Consider the following 17627-nt stretch of genomic DNA (forward strand, 5'->3'; position numbering starts at 1 on the left):
CGGTTTTCCATTGGAGTACCTTGATCGTGAAAGTTTACGACGATGTCAATGCGGCTTTCCATACTACTGATATCCTGACCGAGTATGTAAGCTGGAGTGATGTCCATGGCAGCGGCGAGTCCCGAAACGCTACAGGTTGCCCAAGGTGCTTTTCAAGACTTTTCCCACGGATTATCCACCGGTGACTGGGCCGGTTTCCTGACATGGCTCAGTGACGATTTTACGTTTTGGTTTCCGGCGGGGCCATTCAAAGGCCACAACGAGGGGAAGGAAAAAGCGACTGCCTTTTTTGCCATGGTTTCAAAGGTCTTTCCTGAAGGTCTATTGCTGACGCTAAAACGCACGTTAAGTGAGGGCAATACGGTTCTGTTTGAGGTGCATTCTCAAGGGAAAATGTTAGGCCATCCCTATGAAAACCAGGCGGCGATTTCCTTTGATGTGGCGGGCGATAAAATTTGTGCCTATCGAGAATATTTGGGTGTGATCTTTCAGATTGGGGCTTAGGCTGTGCCACCCCAGACCTACCGCAAACTGATGGCCCAGCGGCTAAGCGATGATTTTTCGTCATCGGTGGAAATTGTTGAGATAAATATGCCCCAGCCGTTGGCCCATCAGCTGTTGGTGCGCAATCGGTTTGCTGGGGTAAATGCTGGGTTTGATACATTACTGTGTCGGGGCGAAGTGCCCTATGTAAACTTGTCGCCTCCTTTTGATATGGGGGTGGAAGCGGTGGGGGAAATTGTGGCGGTGGGGGCAGCCGTGGCTAAATTTAGGGTTGGGGAAACGGTGGCGACTACGTCCAGGGGCGGTGGCTATCGGGAGTATCAGCTGGTAGATGGGAAGCACGCGGTGAAAATTCCCCAGGCTGTTCCTGAGATTTTAACGCTGATGCCCACGGGCACCTCGGCACTGGTGGGGTTAGAACAGGTGGGGGACATGGGCAGTGAAGAGACTATTTTAATTACTGCCGCTGCCGGAGGGATTGGCCATATTGCGGTGCAGCTGGCAAAGTTGGCGGGCAACCATGTGATTGGTACCTGTGGAACGGAAACTAAGGTGCGGCTGTTGCAGGATTTGGGCTGCGATCGCATCATCAACTATTGCCAAGAGAATGTTCACGACGTGCTGGCCACAGAATATCCCCAGGGGATCAATTTAGTATTCGACTGCGTGGGTAAACACATGTTCGATGTGGGGGTAGACCATCTGGCGGTGCGAGGGCGATTTGTGATTGTGGGGTTTATCTCGGAATATGGTCAATCTTTTGAACCGGTGGTGCGTCCCCGCATCTACGAAAAACTGTTTTGGAAGGCTGCTTCGGTGCGGGGTTTTTTGTTGCCCCAATATGCCGAGGCGATTCCTGCCGCTTGCGATCGCTTGCTAACCCTATTTGCCCAGGGCCAACTAAACGTCGCTGTTGATCCCACCGATTTTTACGGGCTTGAGGCCATTCCAGAGGCGGTAAACTACCTCCTCAGTGGTCAAAACTGTGGCAAAGTTGTTGTTAGGTTTTAGTGTGCCATGTCCCAGGAAGCCAACGCCATCCAAGGTATTTACGAAGTTTGCATTGGCACCCAAAATGCTCAACCGCTGATTCAATATTGGCAGCAGTTTGGCTATACCCCCGGAGAAACCGGTGAGATATCGGCAGAGTTTGCCCAACAGCTGTATGGTGTGGAGTCATCGCTGCGGTCTGTGCGGCTAGATCACCAAGCGGCGGACCATGGCCTGATTCGGCTGATGGTGTGGGATCGCCCCCCCAGTCAAGGTCTGGGCATGGCCCCCATGAAAGTGCGGGGAAACCGTTGGGCCACCAGTTTGACCCTAAATGTGGCCAATCTTTGGAACCATGCGGCGGAAGCAGAAGCCCAGGGGCTGCCCATTCGCTATGGCCCACCCCAATGGACAGTGATTTACCCCACCGCCCAGGGACGTCCCTTTTTAGATCCGCTGGTGGGCGTGCGCGAGATGTTGTTGTTGCAGCCCCAAACCCGCCAGGTGATGTTTCAGCGGTTTAACTATACGGTGCCAGACTACGGTCAGCCCAATTTAGCATCTCCATTTCAGGCTAGCCAGGTTACCCACATGGGCCTAGTGCTGCAGGACGACAGTCGGGAAACCCTACGGTTTTATGATGAGACCTTGGGGCTTTTGCGGGTGCAAGATGAGTTGGAAAGTACCTATGAAACGGCGCGGGGAGGACGACAGATTTTTGACCTACAGCCGGGGGAACGGTTTTGGGTCACCGCCTTTGATGATCCCCGGTCGTCTAAAACAGACTGGCAGGCAGCCCGCTCCGGGCGGTTGTACATCGTGCGCTTTCCTGAAGCCCTAACGCTGCCAGACTATTCAGACTATTCACGACCCGGGGCCTTGGGCCTATCGTTATATACCTATCGAGTCGGTAATGTAGACGCGTATTATGAGCTGATTCGCCATAGCCCCGCCACCGCATTAACCAACATTATGGTCAATGAATTTGGAGAACGGAGCTTTTCCTTCAAGGCCCCAGATGGTTATACCTGGACTTTCCTTGGGAAGCCATCGACATCCCATTAACAATCAGGCAATGGAAACTCCTTGCCGGCTAAATAGGCTTCAAAATGTTTTTTGAAATAGCGCCAGGAGGTAATATTGTCAGTGCTGAAGGAAGATTTCGGCGCATGGCGATAGACGGGAATTCTATCCTGAATTTGTTCTTTTAATAGCCCAGGCAGCTCCTCAAAACCAGCTAGCTTACGACCGCTGGCGCTATAAATCAAATGGCCTGGATGGCTACCCATTTTCATCCAGGGAACCCAAGGCCCAATTCTCTCCCAGCCTAAAATCACGGGGGAAATGGATGTGATGCTTGGATCTCGTAGGGCTTTGGTGGGGACGGTGAGTTTGAATAGTTCAACCGCCTGGTAAATTTCCTGGGGACTGTAGTCAAGGAAACGATCGTCCCCTGCTAGGGGGTTAGGATAGGTCGAAAATAGATCAAATGCAAAGGTGGTAAAGTCTCCGTCCACATTGGCGCCATACTCGCCTGCATAGGGTTGTCTGCCTTGGACCGGGCTATTGGCAATGTGTATTACCGGTACGGTTTCGCCGGTCCAGGGATTTTGCCACCGGTGGAGAATCTCATTGGTTTTTGGGTCGAGATAAAAGCTTAGTTCTCGTGACACAAAGTTCCAGCTTTCATCGTGGTTGTCCAGGCAGCGACTGACGTTCATGCCCACGATATTAAACAGATGGTGCTTTGGCTGGCCAGGGATAAAGGCATACACCGCCCCATTCCAGGTAAGAAACGATTCTTCTTCTGTGGTGGCATTACGAACTTTTACCCATTCACGGGCTGCAAACATTTCCTTGTTGGCCATCGGGCTCCTTCTGATTGTTTTGGCGTTGCTGGTCCTGGGTCTGCTTGATTCTGGAGATCTAGGCTATTGGCCAAGTCCACAGGTCGATTCGGACCCTAAATTAGCCATGGCAATTTGCTGTGTTGTCCATGGAATCGAGCTTGCATTAAGCTTTTTTGGGCTCAACTTCCCAAGGCCTTATCCCACTCCAGTTGATGGGCTAATCCATAGGTAACAAAATCGGCTTCCCTGGCTGTATCACTTTGGCCAAATACCCCTAAGCTGTAGGGATTATCTTGCATCCGTTGAGCTACCTGGGTCTGTTCAAACTGGGTCACTTCTTTCCTGGGCTTATGGGGCTTAAAGAAATCTACAACCAGGACGGTGCGATCGCAATTGGTGTAATTGTGGGGACAGTGGGGGTAGCTGTGGTCCAACACCATAAATTCGCCTTCCCGCCAGTAGAGCTTGTCGTGACAAATTTTCATGGCAATATCGCCCTCGGGCACAATCAATCCTAGATATCCGCGATACATATGGGGGTTGTCGTTAGTATGCAGTTTGATATCCAATCCGGGATGAAACGTGCCAAAGTAAACATTTCTAAGAATGTTGCCATTGGCCTGGTTAACGGTGGTGACGGTTTGGGTCAGGGTGGCAAAATATTGTTCCCTTAAAGCCTGGACTTTCGTCGCAGCCTCTGTTGTGCCACAGCTTGGATACTCAATGTTATAGGTGCGAATATAATCATCTATTAGATAGCCCTGGAATAAAATGCCAAAGGCGCTATATTTTTTGGCCCCCTTAGTCCTAATTGTTTTACTTTGGGGGCCCATCATCTGGGCTGCGATCCCTTGCTCTTCTGCAGAGCTGTGGGCCATAAAGCCAGAAAATTCTTCTTTTATAGCTTGCCAGGCCGATTTTAAGCTACTAAGAAATGGAAACTGCTGCGGGTCTTGATTATACTCGTTAAAACTAGTCATATGTACTTGCGTATCCCTGTGTGTCCTTAGGTGTTAAGAAACTAGAAGATTAATATCCTGGCGTTCTCGGAGTTATTCAAAGTTAGCTCACCTATCTAAGATTAATCATAACGAATCGTTGGATTCAGATAGGGGTGCTGTGGCTGCGACGTCAGGTCTTGATACGGTTATTAAAAATGTGCGGATAGTGCGCCCAAACCATTCCACGGTAGAGGTGTGCGATCTGGGAATTAAGGATGGCAAATTTGCCCAGGTTTCCCCCGATATTTCCCTGGAACAGGGTACTGAAGTCATTGATGGCAAAAATCTGTTGGGGTTTCCTGGCTGTGTGGATGCCCACATGCACATCGGTATTTACCAACCCCTAGAGCAGGATGCCGTGGCAGAAAGTAAGGCCGCGGCCATGGGTGGGGTGACCACCAGCATGAACTACATTCGGACGGGGCAGTACTACTTAAATAAGGGAGGCCCCTATGGAGAGTTTTTTCCTGAATTATTGGCCCGGTCGGCGGGCAATTTTTTTGTGGACTATGGCTACCATCTGGCCCCCATTAGCCCCGGTCACATTGACGAAATGTCCTGGCTGATAGAGCAGGGGGTGACGTCCTTTAAGATTTTTATGTTTTATGGCGGCCATGGTCTCCACGGTCTTTCGGATCAGCAAAATCTGTTTTTGATGATCAAAAAAGAAGATCGATACGACTTTGCCCATTTTGAATTTATTATGCGGGAGTTAGCCCGCCTGCGGCAGCAATATCCGGCCATCCAAGATTCCCTCAGCTTGAGCCTCCACTGTGAAATAGCGGAGATTTTAACCGCCTATACCAAGCTGGTGCAGCAGGATACGACTCTGTCGGGGTTAAAGGCCTACAGTGCGGCTCGACCGCCCCATTCCGAGGGGCTGGCGATTTGTATTGCCTCCTACCTAGCCTACGAGACAGACTGCGTTAATATTAATTTGCTTCACTTGAGTTCCCGTAAGGCCCTAGAGGCGGCGTTGCGGATGCAGACGGCATTTCCCCACATTAATTTTCGGCGGGAGGTGACCCTTGGCCATTTGTTGTTGGATGTGAATGCCGCCGCCGGTAAGTGGGCGAAGGTGAATCCCCCGATTCGGTCGCGGCAGGACGTGGATTTTCTATGGAATGCGGTGTTAAGCGGTCAGGTGGATTGGGTGGTGAGTGACCATGCCTGCTGTTCTGCGGAGCAAAAGGCGAGTCTGACGGATCCAGATAATATTTGGTTGGCAAAATCTGGATTTGGGGGGACAGAATATTTGTTGTCGGGGGTATTTAGCGAAGGCAGCCGACGGGGGCTGTCCTACAATCGCATGGCGGAGCTGCTCAGTTGGAATCCGGCCCAGCGGTTCGGGCTGTTGTGTAAGGGGGATATTGCCGTTGGTTACGATGCGGACTTGGTTTTATTAGATCCGGATGACACCTTTGTGGTCCAGGCGGAAAATTCTCTCTCGGAACAGGGGTATACCCCCTTTGAAGGGATGGAGCTAACGGGGCGGGTGAAACAGACTTTTTTGCGGGGGCAGTTGATTTATGACCAGGGCAATGTGGTGGGTTCTGCCCGTGGGCAGTATTTGAAACGGCCATTATCCCTTGCGTAATCAAATTATTTTGCAGGAGAGACTCTACGATGACCACGACGGCTTTTTCAGCCCTGGCGCTACAGCTAAAGTGCAATGCGGTAAATCGCCTGGGGAGTGCCGCCGAGGCACGGGAGGTGATGCATGGCGCGATCGCAAATCTGGGTCCCCAAGTTGCCGCTGCCCGTGCCTTTATTGGTGCCGACTGTCGCCTGGTGGTACTGCCAGAATATTGGCTCACCGGATTTCCCATGGGAGAATCCATTGGGGAGTGGGGGGCCAAGGCCTGTCTGGCCATGGACGATCCCATTTATGACACCCTGGCCACCATTGCCCAGAAACAAGGGATTTTTCTGGCGGGCAATGCCTATGAATTAGATCCCAACTTTCCCGATCTATACTTCCAGAATTGTTTTGTACTCGATCCCTCCGGGGATATGGTGCTGCGCTACCGTCGCATCAATTCCATGTATGCCCCCACCCCCCACGATGTGTGGGATAAATATTTAGACATTTATGGCATCGATGGGGTGTTTCCCGTTGCTAAAACCGCCATTGGCAATTTGGCGGCCGTGGCCTCCGATGAGATTCTTTTTCCTGAGGTATCCCGCTGTTTAATGTTGAAGGGGGCGGAAATTTTGTTGCACCCCACATCTGAGGTGTATGGCGATGTCCGGAAGGAGGCGGCAAAAATCTCGCGGGCGGTGGAAAACATGATGTATGTGGTGTCGGCTAACACCGCTGGCATTGCCAACACCCCCATTTTGGATGCATCGGTGGATGGGGGCTCTAAAATTATTGACTACCGGGGAATCGTATTGGCAGCAACGGGCTCCGGTGAAAGTATGGCGGCCTACGGAGATATTGACCTGGGCGCCCTGCGGCGCCACCGGCGAGGGGCCAACATTAAGAATCTGTTATCCCGCCAGCGGCTGGATGCCTATGCCGACATCTATAAACAGTTTCCCATTTATCCTGCCAATTCCATGGCGGCGGGTGGGGTGGAGCGCAGCCACTTTGGGGCCACCCAAAAGACCGTGATTGAGCGCTTAGAACAGCTGGGGGTGATCTAACGTGGCCCCCACCATTTCCGTTCGCAATCCCCGCACCGGCACTGTGGACTACCAGATCACTCCCCCCAGGGCTGAACAGGTGGCCAGCACCTGTGACCGACTACGCCAGGGGCAGTTAGAATGGCAGGCCCTGGGCATCAACCATCGCATTGACGTATTGCGGGCTTGGAAACAGGCCCTGCTGGATCGCAAAGATGCATTGATCCAGGCCGTGACGGCAGACACCGGCCGCTGGGCCGAATCTGTTTTAGAGGTGGACTCATTTCTCTCGGGGCTGGACCGCTGGTGTAGCCTGGCCCCAGATCTAGTGGCTCCTGCCCCTCCTAAAACAGCGGCCATTCCCTTTATTGAACTGCGTCCCCAGCTGGTGCCCTATGGTTTGGTGGGGGTGATCAGCCCCTGGAATTTTCCGCTGTTGTTGTCCACCATTGATACAATTCCGGCCCTGTTGGCGGGCTGTGCCGTCATGGTTAAACCCAGTGAGATTACGCCTCGGTTTATGGAGGTGATGCTGGCTGCGATCGCAGCCGTGCCCGCTTTAAAAACTGTTTTCACCTATATTCCCGGCGCTGGTGAGACCGGCGCTGCCCTCATCGACAATGTGGATTTGGTCTGTTTTACCGGCAGTGTGGCCACGGGTAAAGTGGTGGCGGCGGCGGCGGCAAAACGGATGATTCCGGCATTTCTTGAGCTTGGGGGCAAAGACCCGGCCATTGTTTTAGCGTCGGCAGATGTGGACCAGGCCGCCACGGCATTGTTGTGGGGCTCGGTGGTGAATGGGGGCCAGTCCTGTTTGTCGATTGAGCGGATCTATGTGGACCGTAGGGTGTGCGATCGCTTTGTAGAAACCCTGGTGGCAAAGGCCAACCAGCTACAGCTGGCCTATCCTGAACCCAACAGTGGCCAAATCGGCCCCATCATCGCCGAGAGACAGGCTGACCTCATTAGGTCCCATTTAGGAGACGCCTTGGAAAAAGGAGCCGTGGTGCACTGTGGCGGCACCATCGAAACTCTCGGTGGGGGGCTGTGGCTGCAACCCACGGTGCTGACCCAGGTGGACCACACCATGGCAGTGATGACGGCGGAAACCTTTGGGCCGATTATGCCCATAATGGTTTTTGACACCGTGGAGCAGGCGATTACGTTAGCCAATGACACAGACTATGGCCTCAGTGCCGCTGTGTTTGCCGGTGCCCCAGACGAAGCCCAAACCGTGGCACAACAGATCCAGGCAGGGGCCATTAGCCTCAACGATGCTGGGTTAACGGCCCTGGTGTACGAAGGCGAGAAAAATGCCTTTAAGCTGTCGGGTCTAGGGGGCTCCCGCATGGGTCCTGCCTCCATCCAGCGCTTTATGCGCAAACAAGTCTTGTTAGCAAAAACATCTTCAATACCCGATCCGTGGTGGTTTTAGTGCTTTGCCCGTATGTTGTTGTGAGCCTGAGACCTTATCTATGAAAGCCTGCCGTATCCACCAGTACCAGGGACCAACCGCGGTTCAAATAGACCAAGTAGATGTGCCGACCCCAGGTCCTGATCAGGTGAGAATTCGGGTCCGGGCGGCAGGTATCAACAACTCCGACCTGCAAACCACCTATGGTAAATATCAGGGCTATGGCCACCGGGGACTGCCCCACATTCTTGGCCAGGAAGCCGCTGGGGAAGTGGAGGCCGTGGGGGCCAACGTAACAGACTTTACCCCCGGTATGCGGGTGTTTGGCCATGTTGCCGGGGCCTTTGCCGAAACTGCCCTAGGACCCGCCGCAGAACTGTTGATGCTCCCCCAAAATATCGCTTTTGAGGTGGCCGCCAGCCTGCCCATTGCCTATCTCACCGCCATTATGGGGCTGGTGTGTAAAGCCAAGCTGCAGCCGGGGGAGTGGGTGTTGATCCATCCGGGCAGCGGTGGCGTTGGGGCCGCCACCATTCGTGTGGCCCAGCTCCTGGGGGCCAAGGTGATTGCCACCGCCAGTTCGGCAGAAAAAATCAACTACCTGCGCACCCTAGGGGCTGACCATGTGCTCCACCACAGGCAACAGGATGTGGTGGCAGAAGTGCAACAAATCACGAAAAATCAAGGGGTGCAGGTGGCTCTGGATGGGGGCGGCCACATCACCTTGCCCCAATGTTTGGCCGCCATGGGCAATGGGGGACGTATTGTTTCCTATGGCTATACTACGGGGCTAGATGCCACCCTCCCCCTGGTTAAACTGATTGGCCGTAACATTCAACTGTCCGGCATTGCCCTTTGGTATAACCGGGACTATCGCACCACCCTGACCACCCTGCGGGATCTGGTCTTGCCGGCCATTGTTAAGGGGCAGCTGCAGCCGGTGGTCAATCCTGTGCCCGGGTTAGAGGCCATGTCCGACACCTTAGTCCAAATGGAGCAAAATCGTCTGATGGGGAAGCTGGTGGTGGTGCCCTAGGCCTAAGCGTTTGTTTACCGTCTGATGGAGAATCTGGTGGTGCCTTAGGCCTAAGCGTTTGTTTACTGTGTAACCAATGGAGGAGTTAATCCCATGTCTACCATTCGTGAAGCAATGCCCGTACTCACTCGCCATGAAGGTGTATGGGGCGGTGCATATACTACCGTGGACAATGATGGCACCATTCTCGACCAACATGAATGCCGAATTACCTGTGAGTTTCCCGACGATCAGCCCTATCCCTATTTTCAAACCAACCGCTACACCTGGGCCGATGGCAAAGTAGAAGAATATCAGTTTCCCGGTGCCTACCAGGATAAGGTGCTTTTGTTCGACACCGAACGCATTGAGGGTAAAGCCTGGGAAGCGGATGATTCCTTGGTCATTCTCTGGTTTGCCTACAAGGGCATTCCCGATGCCTTTGTCTACGAAATGATTCACCTGAGTAAGTGTAATAACCACCGTGCCCGCACCTGGCACTGGTTTAAGCAAGGAGAGATCTACCAGCGCACCCTGATTAAAGAACATCGAGTGCAATAGCCCGAGTTAGAGATGGACGGTTATGACACCACGGATCAAACGGGCCTTTTTAGACACTGGCCATGGACAGCTGCTATATCGCACCGCGGGCAGGGCAGAAAGTGGAGAAGCTTTGTTGCTGCTACACATGAGCCCCCGCAGCAGCGATGAATTTCTGGAACTGATACCGTTGTTGGCCACAAATCGCCAGGTAATTGCCATGGATATGATGGGGTTTGGGGACTCGGATACGCCCCCAGATGCCTATGCTATGGCGGACTATGCCGCCGATGCGATCGCACTCCTAGATGCCCTGAACCTCCCAACCGTCAGTATCCTCGGCCACACCTTCGGTGCCTTTGTCGCCGGAGAAATTGCCGCCGCCTATCCCAAACGGGTAAATCATCTAATTCTCTGCAACATTCTCGGATTAGACACCACTGCCACCGCCAATGTGAACAAAAAATATGCCACCGGCTTTGTTCTCCAAGCCGACGGTTCCCACCTCCTAGAGCGGTGGAATGCCCGTTTGGAGTACATCGGCTCCCCAGGGTTAAACCACCGCTGGGTGTTAGACGACCTAAAAGCCTTTGGCCGCACCGCCTATGCCGCTAGGGCCGCCACCACATATTGGCCCAACTCCGCCGCACGATTTCAACAAATTAACAGTGCCACATTGTTGCTGTGGGGGTTAGACGAAGTCAACCAATTTGAACGACAGGGGCTGGCCAAGGCCGAAAACAGATTTTGGGTGACCCAGGCCATCGCCAACCATCAAGTCATTGAGCTAGACCACGGCACCATTTGCATGATGAATCAGATACCCCATGAAATTGCCCAGATTGTGGAACAATTTTTAGCACCCTAAGCAAACGGATGGGATAAAACCCTGCCCACCTGGGAAACATCCCGATCGGCCCGCACAAAAAAGAGACCACCGTCAACGGTGCTATGTTTGGGCAGGTCGCTAAAGCTAGAACAATACCAAACATAGTCTCGGGTCAGATGGTAGTCGCCCACATCACAGTAACCCGACAAACAATAACCGTCTTCATTATAGGTTTGAATAAAAGGATGTTGCCCATCGTAGTGGGGGAGGATCGCCAATAGCCAAGCCCCACCGCCCAGGGCATCTTTTCTGAGAAACTTCTTTTTCGCGATCTCAAACTGGGCCGTTTGGGTTTTTCCCCAGGGGAGTAGCTGACTATCCAAGGCTGGAATAAACTCTCCTAACCTGGCTTTAGGATGATTGCTATTGGCTCGTTCATACTTTAACGGCACCGGACCATTTTCCATCCAAAGTAGTTCCGCCGTTTCCCCTGGGCTAACCTTGATTGGCCCCACCTTGACCCCCGCAGGAATAAACGAATAACCATGGGTGCGCAGTCGCCAATCCCCCAGCTGGATGCTGCCGCGTAGGACAAATATTTCTAGATCGGCCGTAAATATCCCCGGCGGCAGTTCAAACTTTGGCGGCAAAAACACCCTAGCCGTGGAAGCCCCACATGGATGCCAGGTTAATAATTGCCGTGCCACCCCAGCAATAGATGCCCCACCGATGTGCCAATTATTCTCTTTCGGCACCGTATTACTATGGAAAAATTGAAACTGACCCGGCAGGTGTTCCCTAGAAATGGCAGTACATCGGCCCGATAAATGCATGCGGCCACTGCCATCACCGCCCCAGTCTTCTGGCATGGGGGCTACTTGCCAAAACTCCTCGGCGGGCTGCCCTTGGGCGGTGGTAACTTGGGCCGACTGATTAGGCATGGCGCATACCTGACTGGTTAAATACTACTCCTAGTTCAGTATGGCAGATGCGTCCAGATTATTGCCCTTTCTGGAACCACTATGCCACTTGTTTTTTCGTCTTCACAATTTATTGGCTGTACGGATTTATGAATAAACTAAATAACAGATTTATCCCCTTGAAATCTTTCATCGGAAAATTGCTGATGTTTCCGTGAATCTCTGAATGAGTCCATATATTAAATAATTCAGGTACTGTGCTATGCCCCCCATCCAACGTACGTCCTATCGGTTGCCCCAAGCTGCTGCGCCAAAGAAGCGAGTGACGGCCCAAACCGCCATTGAACTAGCTGTAAGCGTTAGTGAAGCTGAGCATCAACGACAAATGAATAAACAGGCGCAGGTAGAAAAAAAGGAGTTGGCCCCTGACTGGGTTTGGGACTACGGCATCATGGGGTAGGGGCACCTCGGCGGTGGTCACCATTTGGGTACCCGTCTGTTCCATCCTTCCCTATTCAAAGTTGTTGCTTTCTTGATGGATTTTGCACTCACTTCGACTACTAAGATGGGCGTAATACATAGGCCGTTGACCCCATAGGCGAGATTGTGAGTCTTATATTTTTATTTTAGTGAGACCTATTAGGATGCCGCTAATGATTGGCCGGCCCTAGTAAACGTTTTATGGTTGATGTGAAAAGTACGGTGCGGGTCGATTTCACCAAAACTTCAACTATAGGAACTGTTAAGAAACTACTTCACGGTTTAATCCGACAAGGCTTGTTAAGCCATGATTTCAAGGAACAAGACCATGATTTTATTCTTTAACAAGCCCATAGTGGGTGCTAAGGCATTTATCTAAAAAATCTCCACAGCCATGGGGGCCATTGCATACAATGGTCCCCATGGCTGCTTTGTCTGGTTTTTTGGGTGTTGTCCCCTAAGCTGTCCCATGGCCCGGAGATACCAAAAAAATCCTGAAGAGCGATCGCGGCCAGTGTATTAAATGTAATGGATGTACCTGCGTATCCGCGCATGAATAGCACAAAGAAAAACTTTTATTATGATGAAAGTTCAGTAAATCTCACCAATCAAGAATGTTAACTTAGTCGGTATACTAATGCATGCGGTAGTATGGCAAGAATCTTTTTTTGTTATGCTTGGAGGCTAGTAGGTCCAGGCAGTCAAGAACATTAAGTCAACATATTTAAGACTATTAGTTTAATACGCACACTTTATGTTTATAAAAGAGAGCAATACCGTATCGTTATTAATTGGCTTTGCTGCAACAATTGCCTTGAGTAGCTGTGCTCCATCGCCCCAGCAAAGCTCAGAACTCACTAACGTTGATTCAACTGTTGTTCAGTCTGAGGCAGAATCTTTAGCCACTAACTACAGTGTCAATATTGATGAAAAAGGTCGAGCCCTCAGGGGGTACGATCCGATTACTTATTTTCTTGATGAAGACCCCGTCAAAGGCAGTCAAGACTTTAGTTTTCGATGGAATGACGCTGAATATTACTTTGCCACCGCCGAAAACCGTGACAAATTTATTAGCGATCCAGAAAAATATGCCCCTGCTAACGGTGGATATTGCACCTTTGGCGTAGTTTTGGCTAAGAAATTTGATGGCGATCCAGAAGTGTGGTCTGTTCACAACAATCGCCTGCATGTTTTCTTAAATCCAGAAGTGCAAGAGAAGTTTTTGCAAGATGAGGTTGGAAACTTCAGTAAAGTGGCCAAGAATTGGCCGATGATTCAGCATAAGTCTCCAGAAGAGTTGGAAGCGTCTAGTTAATCTGGAGTCGCTAAAATTTTCCTGGGCTTGGCTTGGAAGTCTTTAAATGATGGCTTGCCTGGAGTTACTAGCCGTGCTGCCTGGGTGAGTTTCCTTCAAAGATGATGAAAAAATGCTGAAGTGAGGTCAAATTTTGACGCGACTACATGAATCGGTATCGACTTGGGTTTTTCAATCAACTTTCTCGATTAGCCGTGGTCGCCCTAGTCGTCACCTTACTTTTGGCTGTTTTAGATTTTCGTGATCGTGCCAAGGTCAATCGTATTTTGACGGAACAGCAGATGCTGCTGCTATTGAAAAACCAGCTGACCCAGGCCAACCAGGACCTATTGCAGGCCCGACTCAATGAGTCGCAATTGATTAATACGCAAAAATCTATCTTTTTTGAAAAGTTTGAGACACAACTTAAGCAGGCTAAAGCCTTGACCCAAACGTTGGTAGGGCAGTCTCAAGATGGGGAAATCATTGAGCCCCTTACGAACACCATGGTTCATCTGGAGAACTATCAACATTCGGTGGCGAAGACCCGTAGTCTGCAACGGGCGATGGGGTTAGATAGTGATGATGGTATTTTGCCTCGGTTGCAAACCTCAAACCAGAACATTGAAGAGCTTTTAGAACAGGCTGAAAATAAAGACCTGATCTTTAAGTTTGTTCAAATGAAAATTTTTGAGAAAGACTTTAGCAGCACCCTGGATATGCGCCTGGTCAACCAGTTGAACGATCAGGTTGACCAGCTGGACATCGCTATTCGGACAGCCAACCTATCTGCCGATTTGAAGGGCACGCTGCTGAATGAAACGGATGCCTATCAACAGTTGGTGTCTGTCTTTATTAGCAATACCATTGAGCTGGAGTTGTCGATTGCGGAGAGCACCCTCCACTATGACCGCATCGGCCCGAAAATTATCCTTAGTCAGGACAGGATCGATCAGCTTTTAGAACAAGCTTCTGGGCAATTGCGATCGCAGCGGCGCAGCTCCACCCTACAAACCATCGCCGTTTTCACCAGTGCCTTTATCGTTCTGTTGTGCCTTGTCATTTTGCAGCTCAGGGGGGCTCGACAACTAACTAAGCGCCTACAACAACTTGCCCGAGGCATGCAAGAAGTGGCTGCAGGCCATTTCGAAGAGATTGGCGAATTGCCCCGGGGCCATGACGAAGTGGGCACCTTGGCCGAAACCTTCTCAGCCATGGCCGCCCAGATTCAAAACCAAATTGCCGTCATCAAAAAGGCGCAGGAAAAAGCAGAAATTGCCAATCAGGCCAAATCCGACTTTCTGGCCAACATGAGCCACGAACTGCGTACGCCGCTAAACGCCATTTTGGGATTTACCCAGGTGATGCAACAGCACCATGGTCTGACGACTGAGCAATACGACTACCTGGCGATCATTGGCCAGAGTGGCGAACACCTATTGGCACTGATCAATGATGTTTTAGATATGTCCAAAATTGAGGCGGGTAAATCCACCCTCAATGAGGAGAGCTTTGATATTCATAAGCTGCTGAAAACCCTAGAAGCCATGCTGAGGGTTACAGCCGAGGCCAAGGGATTGGTGCTACGGGTTGACTGTGGGCCTGAGGTGCCCCGATGGATTCAGACCGATCAGCAAAAACTGCGGCAAATCCTCATCAATCTACTGGGCAATGCCCTGAAATTTACCCAGCAGGGGTACGTTAGTTTGCAAATCACCCTCGCCGATGGGCCAGCAGACCATGGGGCCTCTCCCATCCAGTTTTTGACCTTTGCCGTAACCGATTCTGGTCCCGGCATTGCCCCCGACGAACGCCAACACTTGTTTGAGTCTTTTAACCAGGGGCAGCAGGGCAAACTACGGGGAGGGACCGGACTGGGTTTGGCTATCAGTCAACGATTTGTGCAACTTATGCAGGGAAAGATTAGGGTTCAGAGTCAGCTAGGTCAGGGGAGCCAGTTTAGCTTTGACCTGCCCGTGGGGGTGGCGGCGGCACATGCCCCTGGGGTAAAACCACGAACGGTCGTCGAACTGGCGGCTAACCAACCGGATTATCGCATTTTAGTGGTGGACAATAATCAACTAAGCCGGTTGCTTATGGTGCAGTTTCTGACTGGGGTAGGGTTTTCTGTGCAAACGGCCATTCATGGACAAGACGCCCTCGAACGCTGCCAACAATGGTATCCCCATTTGATTTGGATGGATTTCAACATGCCGATTATGGATGGCTGTGAAGCGACGCGCCAAATTAAACAATGGGCCCTGGCCCAGGACCCAGCCCATTGGGCCCTACAGCCTCCGGTCCCTGCGTCCCGCTCATTTCCCCTGGTGATTGCGCTGACGGCCACCACCTTCGAGGCCGATCGCCAGCGACTATTGGCAGCGGGCTGTATCGACTTTGTTGGTAAACCGATTCAACGGGAGCTGATTTTGCAAAAAATGGCAGACTACCTGGAGGTGTGCTTCCACTATGGGGATACGGCCAATGGGGATACGGCCAATGGAGATACGGCGAATCCTGCATCGTCCCCATTGCCCTCCAGCAATGCCGACCTCAGTGCCGACATGCTACAGACCATGCCCCTAGAATGGGTCAAACGCCTCCATCAAGAAGTCTGCTTGGCTGAACAAGACAATGTGATTGATTTGGTGGATGGCATTATGCATGATCACCCCTCCCTGGGCTTGGCCATTCAGCATCTGGTCGATCAGTTCGATTATGGGAAAATCATCGCTTGTACGGAGCAGGTGTTGAACTATGAGTGATGCTTTTCTCCAACCCATAACGGGGCATATTCTCATCGTCGATGATGTGCCGGAAAACGTTCAGTTGCTCTCCAGGACCCTCTCTGAGCAGGGGCACAAAGTTCGCGGCGTACTCTCTGGGGAAATGGCGCTAAGGGCCTCGAAGGCTTTGCCGGATCTGATTCTTTTAGACATTATGATGCCGGATATGGATGGCTATGAGGTGTGTCGAAAATTAAAAGCATCCCCTCTGACTGCCAACATTCCTGTCATTTTTCTGAGTGCCTTAGATGCTGTTGCCGATAAGGTAAAGGCGTTTGACGTAGGCGGTGTGGACTACATTACCAAACCGTTTCAGCTCAAGGAAGTCCATGCTCGAGTTAACCACCAACTGAAGTTGCAGCAGCTACAGCAGCAACTAATGGCCCAGGCCGAAACCCTGAATCAAAAAAATGTTCGGCTGCAGCAGGAAATTCGCGATCGCGAGCAAATCGAAGCGGCCCTACGGGTATCAGAGGTGGAAGAGCGCAACAAAAAGCATCAGCTCAGCCAAACCCTAGAACAGCTTCAGCAGGCCCAAGCCCAGCTGGTACAACAGGAAAAAATGTCGGGCCTAGGGCAGTTGGTGGCTGGAGTGGCCCATGAAATCAATAATCCGGTCACGTTTATCTACGGCAATCTGCAATGTGCCGAGAACTATGCCCAGGATCTCCTGAAAGCCCTACAGATTTATCAACGGGCCATGCCCACATTGCCCACAGAGCTACAGACCGAGGTAGAGTCCTTAGAGCTGGAGTTTATTCAAGAAGACTTTCCAAAATTACTGCAATCGATCAACGTGGGGTCTGAACGCATTCGTGAGATTGTGCAATCTCTGCGCATCTTTTCTCGACACAGTGAAGCAGAGATCAAAGCCGTTGATATCCATGAAGGCATTGACAGCACCCTGACGATTCTCAAAAGTCGTCTGCGGGCCCAGGCGGATCAGGCGGCTGTGACGGTGCTCAAAGACTATGGAGATTTGCCTACGGTGGAATGCTATCCAGGACGGCTCAACCAGGTGCTGATGAATATCTTGACCAACGGCATTGATGCCCTGGAAATACTGAGGCGAGCAGAAGAAACCGCCTATTCTCATCGGCAGCCCACGATTCGCATTCAGACCAAGTCCCTGCCTGGCGATCGCATTGGCATTTACATTTCCGACAATGGCCCCGGTATCCCCAAGGAGGTTCAATCCCGCCTGTTCGACCCGTTTTTCACCACCAAAGATATTGGCAAGGGCACTGGATTGGGGCTTTCCATTAGCTACAAAATCATTGTGGACCATCACCAGGGAGAATTGCGTTGCCTTTCGGTGCCAGGGAAGGGAGCCATGTTCGCCATCGAAATTCCAGTGGTTCAAACCCCTTGATCTT

The 17627-nt window shown here is 51.5% G+C and carries 16 protein-coding genes; 13 read left to right on the plus strand and 3 right to left on the minus strand.

Annotation, left to right across the window (positions count from 1 at the left end):
• Positions 1-105: 105 nt before the first annotated feature.
• Genes IXB28_RS11330 through IXB28_RS11340 form a run of 3 tightly spaced genes read left to right on the plus strand, consistent with a single transcriptional unit; the run spans position 106 to position 2559 of the window.
• The gene (locus IXB28_RS11330) at positions 106-504 is read left to right on the plus strand and encodes a nuclear transport factor 2 family protein (RefSeq protein WP_215618711.1); all 399 of its coding nucleotides are present in this window, start codon (positions 106-108) and stop codon (positions 502-504) included.
• Positions 505-534: 30 nt separating this feature from the next.
• Positions 535-1515: a zinc-binding dehydrogenase gene (locus IXB28_RS11335; protein ID WP_215618766.1), complete on the plus strand. Its 981-nt coding sequence runs from the start codon at positions 535-537 to the stop codon at positions 1513-1515.
• Positions 1516-1521: 6 nt separating this feature from the next.
• Positions 1522-2559: a VOC family protein gene (locus IXB28_RS11340; protein WP_215618712.1), complete on the plus strand. Its 1038-nt coding sequence runs from the start codon at positions 1522-1524 to the stop codon at positions 2557-2559.
• Here IXB28_RS11340 and IXB28_RS11345 read toward each other — a convergent pair.
• Entirely contained in the window at positions 2556-3362 is an 807-nt protein-coding gene (locus IXB28_RS11345) for a DUF1838 domain-containing protein (protein ID WP_215618713.1), read from the minus strand. The two genes, IXB28_RS11340 and IXB28_RS11345, sit on opposite strands and share 4 nt — an antisense overlap.
• 161 nt (positions 3363-3523) lie before the next feature.
• Entirely contained in the window at positions 3524-4324 is an 801-nt protein-coding gene (locus IXB28_RS11350) for an aspartyl/asparaginyl beta-hydroxylase domain-containing protein (protein WP_215618714.1), read from the minus strand.
• Between the two features lie 139 nt (positions 4325-4463).
• On the opposite strand from IXB28_RS11350, the gene IXB28_RS11355 reads away from it, so the two are divergent.
• The 6 genes from IXB28_RS11355 (at position 4464) to IXB28_RS11380 (ending at position 10810) form a co-directional block, all read left to right on the plus strand.
• The gene (locus IXB28_RS11355; RefSeq protein WP_215618715.1) at positions 4464-5942 is read left to right on the plus strand and encodes a dihydroorotase; all 1479 of its coding nucleotides are present in this window, start codon (positions 4464-4466) and stop codon (positions 5940-5942) included.
• A gap of 29 nt (positions 5943-5971) precedes the next feature.
• On the plus strand, positions 5972-6994 hold the full coding sequence (locus IXB28_RS11360; protein ID WP_215618716.1) for a nitrilase-related carbon-nitrogen hydrolase: 1023 nt from the start codon (positions 5972-5974) through the stop codon (positions 6992-6994).
• A gap of 1 nt (position 6995) precedes the next feature.
• Positions 6996-8408 (plus strand): aldehyde dehydrogenase family protein, encoded by a 1413-nt coding sequence (locus IXB28_RS11365; protein ID WP_215618717.1) that lies wholly within the window; start codon positions 6996-6998, stop codon positions 8406-8408.
• Between the two features lie 40 nt (positions 8409-8448).
• A complete protein-coding gene (locus tag IXB28_RS11370) occupies positions 8449-9423 on the plus strand; it encodes a quinone oxidoreductase family protein (RefSeq protein ID WP_215618718.1) in 975 nt (324 codons plus the stop codon).
• Between the two features lie 93 nt (positions 9424-9516).
• Positions 9517-9963 (plus strand): DUF3598 family protein, encoded by a 447-nt coding sequence (locus IXB28_RS11375; RefSeq protein ID WP_215618719.1) that lies wholly within the window; start codon positions 9517-9519, stop codon positions 9961-9963.
• A 22-nt stretch (positions 9964-9985) separates the two neighbouring features.
• Positions 9986-10810 carry an alpha/beta fold hydrolase gene (locus tag IXB28_RS11380; protein WP_215618720.1) on the plus strand — a complete coding sequence of 275 codons (825 nt, stop codon included), beginning with the start codon at positions 9986-9988 and terminating at the stop codon, positions 10808-10810.
• Here IXB28_RS11380 and IXB28_RS11385 read toward each other — a convergent pair.
• Entirely contained in the window at positions 10807-11712 is a 906-nt protein-coding gene (locus tag IXB28_RS11385) for a DUF4437 domain-containing protein (protein WP_215618721.1), read from the minus strand. The two genes, IXB28_RS11380 and IXB28_RS11385, sit on opposite strands and share 4 nt — an antisense overlap.
• Positions 11713-11953: 241 nt before the next feature.
• Here IXB28_RS11385 and IXB28_RS11390 point away from each other — a divergent pair, with 241 nt between their 5' ends.
• From IXB28_RS11390 to IXB28_RS11405, 4 genes are all read left to right on the plus strand, one after another.
• A complete protein-coding gene (locus tag IXB28_RS11390) occupies positions 11954-12151 on the plus strand; it encodes a hypothetical protein (protein ID WP_215618722.1) in 198 nt (65 codons plus the stop codon).
• A gap of 774 nt (positions 12152-12925) precedes the next feature.
• Positions 12926-13486: a YHS domain-containing (seleno)protein gene (locus IXB28_RS11395; protein WP_215618723.1), complete on the plus strand. Its 561-nt coding sequence runs from the start codon at positions 12926-12928 to the stop codon at positions 13484-13486.
• 146 nt (positions 13487-13632) lie between these two features.
• Positions 13633-16230, plus strand: a complete 2598-nt coding sequence (locus IXB28_RS11400) for an ATP-binding protein (protein WP_215618724.1) — start codon at positions 13633-13635, stop codon at positions 16228-16230.
• Positions 16223-17623: a hybrid sensor histidine kinase/response regulator gene (locus IXB28_RS11405; RefSeq protein WP_215618725.1), complete on the plus strand. Its 1401-nt coding sequence runs from the start codon at positions 16223-16225 to the stop codon at positions 17621-17623. Before IXB28_RS11400 ends, IXB28_RS11405 begins: the two co-directional genes overlap by 8 nt.
• Positions 17624-17627: the final 4 nt, after the last annotated feature.

It is taken from the genome of Leptothoe kymatousa TAU-MAC 1615, from assembly GCF_018739865.1.
GTDB classification, from domain to species: Bacteria; Cyanobacteriota; Cyanobacteriia; order Phormidesmidales; family Phormidesmidaceae; genus Leptothoe; species Leptothoe kymatousa.